The organism is Nibrella viscosa, assembly GCF_039541875.1.
Taxonomy (GTDB): domain Bacteria; phylum Bacteroidota; class Bacteroidia; order Cytophagales; family Spirosomataceae; genus Nibrella; species Nibrella viscosa.
In genome coordinates, this window is the sequence record NZ_BAABHB010000055.1 from 1 (window position 1) to 575 (window position 575).

The 575-nt window shown below is 54.1% G+C and carries 2 tRNA genes and 1 rRNA gene; all 3 read right to left on the reverse strand.

What is annotated here, in order from left to right:
* Positions 1–143: 143 nt before the first annotated feature.
* Positions 144–217 (reverse strand) — tRNA-Ala (locus tag ABD931_RS29160).
* Between the two features lie 28 nt (positions 218–245).
* A tRNA-Ile gene (locus tag ABD931_RS29165) sits at positions 246–322 on the reverse strand.
* Between the two features lie 39 nt (positions 323–361).
* Positions 362–575: ribosomal RNA gene (locus ABD931_RS29170) — 16S ribosomal RNA — on the reverse strand; the annotation flags it as partial.

The following is a 575-nucleotide window of genomic DNA, read 5'->3' on the forward strand; positions in this document are numbered from 1 at the left end:
TTGCCGCGTCCTTCTTCGCCGCCAGAAGCCCAGGCATTCCCCAGGCGCTCTTCATTTGCGTACTCTTACTAGGACCGTATCACTACGGCCTTACTCTCTTCTCTCAGTCGGTCAAAGAACATCTCGGGCATGTTTACCCGGTGTGGAGAATAACGGATTCGAACCGTTGACCCCCTGCTTGCAAAGCAGGTGCTCTAGCCAACTGAGCTAATCCCCCACGTAGTTCACAAACTCGTTAGTTTGTGTGGTGGGCCTGCGAGGACTCGAACCTCGGACCTCTACATTATCAGTGTAGCGCTCTAACCACCTGAGCTACAAGCCCTCTTTGCGTATTGACATCATTAAGCACTACAGGCTCCAGAAAGGAGGTGATCCAGCCGCACCTTCCGGTACGGCTACCTTGTTACGACTTAGCCCCAGTTACCAGACCTACCCTTACCACCTTTTCGAAGGGCGGCTTCAGGTCTTTCCGACTTCCATGGCTTGACGGGCGGTGTGTACAAGGTCCGGGAACGTATTCACCGCGCCATGGCTGATGCGCGATTACTAGCGATTCCAGCTTCATAGGGTCGAGT